A 9,258-nucleotide genomic window follows, 5' to 3' on the forward strand; every position below is an offset into this window, starting at 1 on the left:
TTGTCCTGATTTAAATTTAATCCACTATATCATATCCGCCCTTTCAGACGAGGTCGTCTGAAAACCTTAAGTGCTATAATACCGCCTGAAAAATCCAATAAACTGAAAAGGAAACACAATGCCCCGCCCGCAAACCGCCATCATCCCCGATCACGCCCAAGCCGGCATATTTATCGAAGCCGACATCCGCGACGGTCGCTACGATGACATCAAAACCGCCTGCCGAAGCTCGCTTGAAGCTTTGGCGAAGCTGAAAACCCGCTTTCCCGAAGATATTTTAGGCATGACCATCGCCTTCGGCAGCGACGCATGGAAAGCATTCGGACACGCAGAAGAAGGCAGCGAAATCAAACCCTTCCCCGTCATGGGCAACGGTCTTGCCCCCTCAACCCAACACGATATCTACATCCACATCCAAGCCTGCCGCCAAAAAGCCGCCTTCGCGCTCGCCCAATCCGTCTTTGCCGCGTTCGGCGACAGCATCAGCATCGCCACCGAAGAACACGGTCTGCGCCTGTATGAAGACCGCGGACTGGACGGCTTCGTCGATGGTACTGAAAACCCGCAAGGCGATGAAAACGTCCGCAATGTCGCCATTATTCCCGAAGGCCGATCCGATGCCGGCGGCAGCTACGTCCTGCTGCAAAAATACCTGCACGACCTGAAAAAATGGGATGCCGTCCCCGTTGCCGAACAAGAAACCAGCGTCGGCCGCAGCAAAGAAGCCAACGAAGAATTCAGCAAAGACGTGCGCCTGCCCGATTCGCATTTGGGCCGCGTCAACCTGAAAGAAAACGGCGTGGGTCTGAAAATCGTCCGCCGCAGCCTGCCCTTCGGCAAAATCAGCGGCGAACACGGTCTGATGTTCACTGCCTACTGCCACACCCTGCACAACATCGAAGTACAGCTTTTGCACATGTTCGGCGATGCCGACGGCAAAACCGACCTGCTGCTCAAGCATCTTTCCACCGCCGTGTCCGGCGCATATTACTACGCCCCTTCGGTCGAGCGTTTGCAGGATTTGTAAAACCGCGTTGCCGATGTGAAATATTGAAATCCTAAGACGAAAGGTCGTCTGAAAACCCGTAATCAGGTTTTCAGACGACCTTTTTTCATCACTTTATCTCAAGCTACGCTCAAATCAAGCAAACACCAGCTTGCCGCCCTCTTCTTTCACATGAATCGTGCTGTCGGGCGCGTATTTGCCTTCGAGCAGGGCTTTGGCCAGCGGGTTTTCGATTTCCGACTGGATGGCGCGTTTGAGCGGGCGTGCGCCGTACACGGGGTCGAAACCGGCTTGGGCAATCAAATCCAAGGCGGCATCGTCCACTTTCAGGTGCAGGTGCTGCGCTTCCAAACGTTTTTCCAAGCCTTTGAGCTGGATTTTGGCGATGTTGCGGATATTCTCCTGATTCAGTCCGTGGAACACGACCACTTCGTCGATACGGTTGATCATTTCGGGGCGGAAGTAGGCTTTCACTTCTTCCATCACCGCTTCTTTCACGGCTTCGTAGTCCTGCGTACCCATTTGTTGGATGTGCTGGCTGCCGATGTTGGAAGTCATGACGATAACAGTGTTTTTGAAGTCCACGGTGCGGCCTTGTCCGTCAGTCAGGCGGCCGTCATCCAATACTTGCAGCAGGATGTTGAACACGTCGGGATGGGCTTTTTCCACTTCGTCCAAAAGAATCACGCTGTACGGTTTGCGGCGGACTTGTTCGGTCAGGTAGCCGCCCTCTTCGTAGCCGACATAGCCCGGAGGCGCGCCGATCAGGCGGGCAACGGCGTGTTTTTCCATGTATTCGGACATGTCGATGCGGATGAGGTGGTCTTCGCTGTCGAACAGAAAGCCTGCCAAGGCTTTGCACAACTCGGTTTTACCCACGCCGGTCGGACCTAGGAACAGGAAGCTGCCGTAGGGTTTGTTCGGATCGGCAAGACCGGAGCGGCTGCGGCGGATGGCGTCGGACACGGCGCGCACGGCTTCGTCTTGACCGACCACGCGGCGGTGCAATACTTCTTCCATTTTCAGCAGCTTGTCGCGTTCGCCTTCCATCATTTTTGACACGGGGATGCCGGTCATACGCGATACGATTTCGGCCACTTCGTCCGCGCCGACTTCGGTACGGAAGAGTTTGTTTTGTTTTTTGCCGTCGGGGTTGCTTTCTGCCGCTTGCAACTGCGCACCCAATTTCGGTAACTCGCCGTATTCGAGTTCGGACGCGCGGGCGAAGTCGCCTTGGCGTTTGGCCTGCTCGATTTTGACTTTGATGTCGTCCATCTGTTTCTTGATGTCGGCAGTGCTGGAAGACGCGGCTTTTTCGGCTTTCCAGATTTCGTCCAAATCGGCGTATTCTTTTTGCAGGCCGTCGATTTCTTCGTCTATCAGTTCCAAACGTTTTTTGCTGGCGTCATCGCTCTCTTTGGCAACGTGCATTTTTTCCATTTTAAGCTGGATGATGCGGCGGTCGAGTTTGTCCATCTGCTCGGGTTTGCTGTCCAGCTCCATTTTGATGCGGCTGGCGGCTTCGTCAATCAAATCAATCGCTTTGTCGGGCAGGAAGCGGTCGGTAATGTAGCGGTCGCTCAATTCCGCGGCGGCAACGATGGCGGGGTCGGTGATGTCGATGCCGTGGTGGATTTCGTAACGCTCCTGCAAACCGCGCAGGATGGCGATGGTGTCTTCCACGCTGGGTTCGCCGACCAATACTTTTTGGAAGCGGCGTTCGAGTGCCGCGTCTTTTTCGATGTATTGGCGGTATTCGTCCAAAGTGGTCGCGCCGATGCAGTGCAGTTCGCCGCGCGCCAAAGCCGGTTTCAGCATATTGCCCGCGTCCATTGCGCCGTCGGTTTTGCCCGCGCCGACCAAAGTATGGATTTCGTCGATGAAAATCAGGGTGTTGCCGTCGTCTTTCGCTAAGTCGTTCAACACGCCTTTCAAGCGTTCCTCAAATTCGCCGCGGTATTTCGCGCCGGCAATCAATGCCGCCAAATCCAAAACCAGCAAACGTTTATTGCGCAGGGATTCGGGCACTTCGCCGTTGACGATGCGTTGCGCCAATCCTTCGACGATAGCGGTTTTACCCACACCAGGCTCGCCAATCAGCACAGGGTTATTTTTAGTACGACGTTGCAATACCTGAATCGCGCGGCGGATTTCGTCGTCGCGGCCGATAACGGGGTCAAGTTTGCCGTCGCGGGCGCGCTGGGTCAGGTCGAGCGTGTATTTTTTCAGAGCGTCGCGTTGGTCTTCGGCATTGGCATCATTCACGTTTTGTCCTCCTCGTACCGCGTCGATCGCGGCATTGATATTTTGTTCGGTCGCCCCGGCTTCTTTCAGGATTTTGCCGGTCGCATCATTCTGTTGCACCAAGGCAAGCAGGAAAAGTTCGCTGGCGATATAGGCATCGCCGCGTTTGGTTGCCGCTTTGTCCATCAGGTTCAACACCGCCTGCAATTCGCGGCTGGGCATAATGTCGCCTCCCTGACCAGACACTTTCGGCAGGCTGTTTAAATGCTGCTGCAAACGCTGTTTCACCTGCGGCACGTTTACGCCCGCATGAGCCAAGAGCGCGGCGGCTCCGCTGTTTTGATCGTCAAGCAGGGCTTTCAGCACGAAGCCTGCTTCCAGATAGCTGCTGTCCGCAGCCAACGCCAAACTCTGAGCTTCTGCAAGGGCTTGTTGGAATTTGGCGGTTAATTTGTCGAATCTCATCTTTAGGTTTCCTTTCTTCTGAAACGAATATCTTTCTAATAAACGCTATATAGTGTCACCTGTGGATAACTCAAGAGAAAAATTTACTAAAATATTTAAAAAATACAGTATCAATTTGTTTTTAAAATATATTAAATCAAAAAAAGCTGTGAATAAGTCGATATGCCCACTATAAAAAGGTCGTCTGAAAACTCGTTGGGAATCAGGTATAATCCATCCTTATTTCATTTTCAGACGACCTTGAGCCATTTAAGGATATTCCCATGAGCAAAAAACGCGTCCTCACAGGCGTAACCACTACCGGCATCCCGCATCTGGGCAACTACGTCGGCGCCATCCGCCCTGCCGTCCGTGCGGCGCAAAACCCCGATACCGAATCCTTCCTCTTCCTCGCCGACTACCACGGCATCATCAAATGCCACGAGCCGGAGATGATTCACCAATCCACCCAAGCCGTTGCCGCCACTTGGCTTGCCTGCGGACTCGACCCCGAGCGCACTACCTTCTACCGCCAAAGCGACATTCCCGAAGTGATGGAATTGAACTGGATTCTGACCTGCATCACCGCCAAAGGTCTGATGAACCGCGCCCACGCCTACAAAGCCGCCGTGCAGGCAAACGCTGAAAACAATCAGGAAGACCCCGACCACGGCGTAGAAATGGGTCTGTACAGCTACCCCATCCTGATGACCGCCGACATTCTCATGTTCAACGCCAACGAAGTCCCCGTCGGCCGCGACCAAATCCAACACGTCGAAATGGCGCGCGACATCGCCGGCCGCTTCAACCACCGCTTCAAAGAAGTCTTCACCCTGCCCGAAGTGAAAATCGACGAAAACGTCGAACTCTTGGTCGGCTTGGACGGACGCAAAATGTCCAAATCCTACGGCAACACTATTCCGCTTTGGGAAAACGACAAGAAAACCCAAAAATCGGTCAACAAAATCATTACCAACATGAAAGAGCCGGGCGAGCCGAAACAGCCCGACGAAAGCCCCTTGTTTGAAATCTACAAAGCCTTCTCCACGCCGTCTGAAACCGCAGAGTTTACGCAAATGCTGGCCGAAGGCTTGGCATGGGGCGAAGCCAAAAAACTCTTGGCTGCCAAAATCAACGCCGAGCTGGCAGAACCGCGCGAACGCTACAACGCGCTGACCGCCAATCCTTCGCAAATCGAAGACATCCTGCAGACAGGCGCCGCCAAAGCGCGCAAAGAAGCGCGCGAACTGCTGGACAAAGTACGCGACGCCGTCGGCATCCGCCCATTGAAGTAAATCTCAAAAGGTCGTCTGAAAAAGCAGCCCGCTATTTTCAGACGACCTTTTCCTGTTTAAAACAAGGAATATCCGATGAAAGCCTTTCCGATTCTCTTATCCGCCCTCCTGCTTGCCGCCTGCGGCAAATCCGAAGCCCCAGCCGAGCCCGCCCAAAATGCCGCCGAAGCCGCGCCAAAGCCCGCGTTTAAAGTCAAATACATCGACAACAACGCCATCGCAGGCTTGGATTTAGGACAAAGCAGCGAAGGCAAAACCAACGACGGCAAAAAACAAATCAGCTATCCGATTAACGGCTTGTCCGAACAAAACGTCATCCAACTGATCGGCAACCACCCCAACGACTTGGAAGTCATCAGCGGCAAATGTATGGAAACCGGCGACAAAGGCGAGCCTTTAGGCTGGACTGAAAACGGCAAATGCCATGCCTTGTTTGCCAAACTGGTCGGCAACATTGCCGAAGACGGCAGCAAACTGACAAGCTACCTCTTCTCCCACGCCGCCCTGCAACCCTATCAGGCAGGCAAAAGCGGTTATGCCGCCGTTCAAAACGGCCGCTACATCCTCGAACTCGACAGCGAAGGAATGTTCTACTTCCGCCGCCGCCACTATTGACCGAGCGGGTGCTGCCTATGACCGTACACACCTTAATCCGCGCCCTGCCTAAAGCCGAATTGCACGTCCATATCGAAGGCACGTTCGAGCCGGAATTGATGTTCGCCATCGCCGGGCGCAACGGCGTTTCCATTCCCTATTCGGATGTGGACGCCGTGCGCCGCGCTTACGATTTTCACAACCTCCAGTCCTTCCTCGATATTTACTACGCTGCGGCGGCGGTCTTGCTCCACGAGCAGGATTTTTACGACCTGACCACAGCCTACTTCGCCCGCTGCCGCGAGGACAACGTCGCCCACACCGAAATCTTCTTCGACCCGCAAACCCATACCGCGCGCGGCGTACCGTTTGAAACCGTCATCAACGGCATCACCCGTGCCCGCCTGGAAGCGCAGGAAAAATGGGGCATTTCCAGCAGGCTGATTATGTGTTTCCTGCGGCATTTGAGCGAAGAATCCGCGTTTGAAACGCTTGCCCAAGCACAGCCTTTCAGACGACAGATCGACGGCATCGGACTGGATTCGGGCGAACTCGGCAATCCGCCCTCGAAATTCGAGCGCGTCTTCGCCCAAGCCCGCGCACAAGGTTTTCCCGCCGTCGCCCACGCCGGCGAAGAAGGCCCACCCGAATACGTTTGGGAAGCGTTGGATTTGCTGAAAGTCGTCCGCATCGACCACGGCGTGCGCTCCGAAGAAGACGAAACCCTTATGCAGCGCCTGATTGCCGAGCAAATGCCCCTGACCGTCTGCCCATTGAGCAACCTCAAGCTCAAAGTCGTCGGCGACCTGTCCCGGCACAACCTGCGCCGCATGCTTGAGTGCGGCGTATTGGTTACCGTCAATTCAGACGACCCCGCCTACTTCGGCGGCTACATCAACCAAAATTTCATCGAACTTGTCGACGCATTGGATTTGAATGAAGCAGACATCCGCACCTTGTGCAAAAACTCGTTCAAAGCCTCGTTTTTAAGTGCGGAAGAAAAAGCAAAACGGTACGCCGAAATCGACGGCATCCATGTTTAGACACAAAGCCGACCTGAAAAAGCAATCCGGTCGGCTTTGTTCTCGGTTAAAATGCGAACCGTATAAACATCGAACTTCTTTTCAGACGACCCTTCTAAATAAAAATACCGTTTCAGCGAAAAAGGTCGTCTGAAACGCCCTCAAGAATGAAAAAAATCCATCTCATCCTTATGCTTCCGGTTTTTCTGACAGGTTGCGCCGGCCTGCCCTCACTGGACGATCGCCCTGAAAGCCACTACCTCGACATCCGTTCCGCCCCGCGCATGGATGCCCTGCTCAACACCGCCACTGCCAAAACCGGCGGCGATATTTCCAATGTCTATCTGCTCAACGACGCGCACGAAGCCTTTGTCGCCCGCGCCGCCCTGATTGAAGCCGCCGACCACACTCTGGACCTCCAATACTACATCTGGCACAACGACATCTCCGGCAAGCTCATGTTCAACCTGATCCACCGTGCCGCCGAACGCGGCGTGCGCGTGCGCCTGCTGCTGGACGATAACAACACCAACGGGCTGGACAACGTCCTGCTCGCCCTCGACAGCCATCCCAATATCGAAATCCGCCTGTTCAACCCCTTCGTCCGCCGCAAATGGCGCGCGCTGGGTTATTTGACCGACTTCCCGCGCCTCAACCGCCGGATGCACAACAAATCCTTCACCGCCGACAACCGCGCCACCATCCTCGGCGGGCGCAATATCGGCGACGAATATTTTAAAGTCGGCGAAGACACCATCTTTGCCGACCTCGACATCCTCGCCACCGGCCGCGTCGTGACCGAAGTTTCTCAAGACTTCGACCGCTATTGGGCAAGCCATTCCTCCTACACCGTCGCCAGCATCATCAAAAAAGGCGATATCGAAAAAGGCTTCCAAGAGCTGGGTTACAACGACAAAGACAAAAACGAAACCCTCAGCCGCTACCGCAGCAGCATCGAAAATTCCGAACTCTACAAAAAAATGCAGAGCAACAGCATAGACTGGCAAAGCGTCCACACCCGCCTGATCAGCGACGACCCCGCCAAAGGGCTGGACCGCGACCGCCACAAACCACCCATTTTCGACCGCATGCAAAACGCCCTGAAAACGCCCGAAAAAAGCGTCTATCTCGTTTCGCCCTATTTCGTTCCCACCAAATCAGGCGTACGCGCGCTCGACCAACTCGTCAAAAATGGCGTGGACGTAACCGTCCTGACCAACTCGCTCCAAGCGACCGATGTCGCCGCCGTCCACTCAGGCTACGTCAAATACCGCAAGCCCCTGCTCAAAGCCGGTGTCAAACTCTACGAGCTGCAACCCAACCACGCCGTCCCCACCACCAAAGACCGCGGTCTGACCGGCAGCTCCGCCACCAGCCTGCACGCCAAAACCTTTATCGTGGACGAAAAACGCGTCTTCATCGGCTCATTCAACCTCGACCCGCGCTCCGCCAGACTCAACACCGAAATGGGCGTCGTCCTCGAAAGCCCCAAAATCGCAGGAGAAATGCAGCGCACCCTCGTCAATACCACCCCGAAATACGCCTATCAGGTCACCCTCGACAAATACAACAAACTTCACTGGTACGACCCCACCACCCAGAAAACCTACTCCGCCGAACCCGAAGCCAAATTCTGGAAACGCGTTACCTCCAAAATTCTCTCCATCCTGCCGATAGAAGGATTGCTGTAAAACCCAAACGAAAGGTCGTCTGAAAACCTGGATTGGCATTTTCAGACGACCTTATTCAAATCCCGATTACTTGCCTGAAGCCTTTTGCAACAGAGCGTACAATTCGTCTTTCAGTTTCAATTTGGCTTTTTTCAGCTCCTCAATTTCTTCAGAACCGCTGGTAACAGGATTATTAACCAAACCTGTAATCTTATCGTCCAACTCATTATGCTCGTCAAACAGACGGGCGAAGTGGGCGTCTTCTTGTTTTAATTTGGAAATTAAATCGCGATATTCTGGAAACATTTTGTTTTCCTCTTTCGTTAATATGAATAAAACGGCGCAATGCCAAGAAAAGTATGTAACTGCCAGTAGTTTTATTATAACAAAGCTGCCGTTTTTATCCAGCCCCTAGCTAATCAAACCCTGTATTGCATCAAATTTATCCGGCAGCCCGAAGCTGGAAAAATCTGATTTAATTAGAACCAAACAAATCCAATTACAGTCGTCTGAAAAACAGAGATTTGATGGATTAACGATTTCCTATTCCAACAGATGATTTTTCAGACATAACCATCAAAAAGTAAATGGTTACAGATGGTTTAAATCAGGAAAACACAGTCTGGTTTCGACATATGGTTAGCTGAAGATGGCTGGGCCTGCGCCTCTACCTCTGCTCCCTCGGCTACGGGTTTCAACACGCAGTTACCTGAAGGCGGCTAGCAAAATCAATCGCCAGTACGGTAGAGGTCGTCTATTTCAACACACAGCCGCCCGAAGGCGGCTGGCATAAGCTGTCGACGCGGAATATCCGATACATTTTGTTTCAACACACAGCCGCCCGAAGGCGGCTGGCTGCGGCTGCGGCATAGGATTTGCCGATTTGCTTGTTTCAACACACAGCCGCCTGAAGGCGGCTGGGCAATTCCAGCATATTTAACCGCGCACTCTCCGAGTTTCAACACACAGCCGCCTGAAGGCGG

The 9,258-nt window shown here is 53.6% G+C and carries 8 protein-coding genes; 5 read left to right on the plus strand and 3 right to left on the minus strand.

Going from position 1 to position 9,258, the window contains the following annotated elements:
- Window positions 1-118: 118 nt before the first annotated feature.
- Window positions 119-1,027 carry a Dyp-type peroxidase gene (locus HMPREF3066_RS06210; RefSeq protein WP_070441249.1) on the plus strand — a complete coding sequence of 303 codons (909 nt, stop codon included), beginning with the start codon at window positions 119-121 and terminating at the stop codon, window positions 1,025-1,027.
- Between the two features lie 114 nt (window positions 1,028-1,141).
- Here HMPREF3066_RS06210 and clpB read toward each other — a convergent pair whose 3' ends face one another.
- Window positions 1,142-3,715, minus strand: a complete 2,574-nt coding sequence (clpB, locus tag HMPREF3066_RS06215) for an ATP-dependent chaperone ClpB (protein ID WP_060974445.1) — start codon at window positions 3,713-3,715, stop codon at window positions 1,142-1,144.
- Window positions 3,716-3,978: 263 nt separating this feature from the next.
- Here clpB and trpS point away from each other — a divergent pair, with 263 nt between their 5' ends.
- From trpS to HMPREF3066_RS06235, 4 genes are all read left to right on the plus strand, one after another.
- Entirely contained in the window at window positions 3,979-4,989 is a 1,011-nt protein-coding gene (gene trpS / locus HMPREF3066_RS06220; protein ID WP_070441253.1) for a tryptophan--tRNA ligase, read from the plus strand.
- Between the two features lie 75 nt (window positions 4,990-5,064).
- Window positions 5,065-5,604, plus strand: coding sequence for a hypothetical protein (locus HMPREF3066_RS06225; protein ID WP_070441256.1), 540 nt, complete (start codon window positions 5,065-5,067; stop codon window positions 5,602-5,604).
- Window positions 5,605-5,621: 17 nt separating this feature from the next.
- Window positions 5,622-6,626: an adenosine deaminase gene (locus HMPREF3066_RS06230; protein WP_070441259.1), complete on the plus strand. Its 1,005-nt coding sequence runs from the start codon at window positions 5,622-5,624 to the stop codon at window positions 6,624-6,626.
- A 146-nt stretch (window positions 6,627-6,772) separates the two neighbouring features.
- A complete protein-coding gene (locus HMPREF3066_RS06235; protein ID WP_070441262.1) occupies window positions 6,773-8,296 on the plus strand; it encodes a phospholipase D family protein in 1,524 nt (507 codons plus the stop codon).
- A 66-nt stretch (window positions 8,297-8,362) separates the two neighbouring features.
- Here HMPREF3066_RS06235 and HMPREF3066_RS06240 read toward each other — a convergent pair whose 3' ends face one another.
- Window positions 8,363-8,581 (minus strand): HP1242/YdcH family protein, encoded by a 219-nt coding sequence (locus tag HMPREF3066_RS06240; RefSeq protein ID WP_039855760.1) that lies wholly within the window; start codon window positions 8,579-8,581, stop codon window positions 8,363-8,365.
- A gap of 422 nt (window positions 8,582-9,003) precedes the next feature.
- A partial coding sequence (locus HMPREF3066_RS12825) for a hypothetical protein (protein ID WP_210385699.1) occupies window positions 9,004-9,258 on the minus strand: 255 nt, incomplete at its 5' end.

It is taken from the genome of Neisseria sp. HMSC03D10, assembly GCF_001807625.1.
In the GTDB taxonomy this organism is placed as follows: Bacteria; Pseudomonadota; Gammaproteobacteria; order Burkholderiales; family Neisseriaceae; genus Neisseria; species Neisseria mucosa.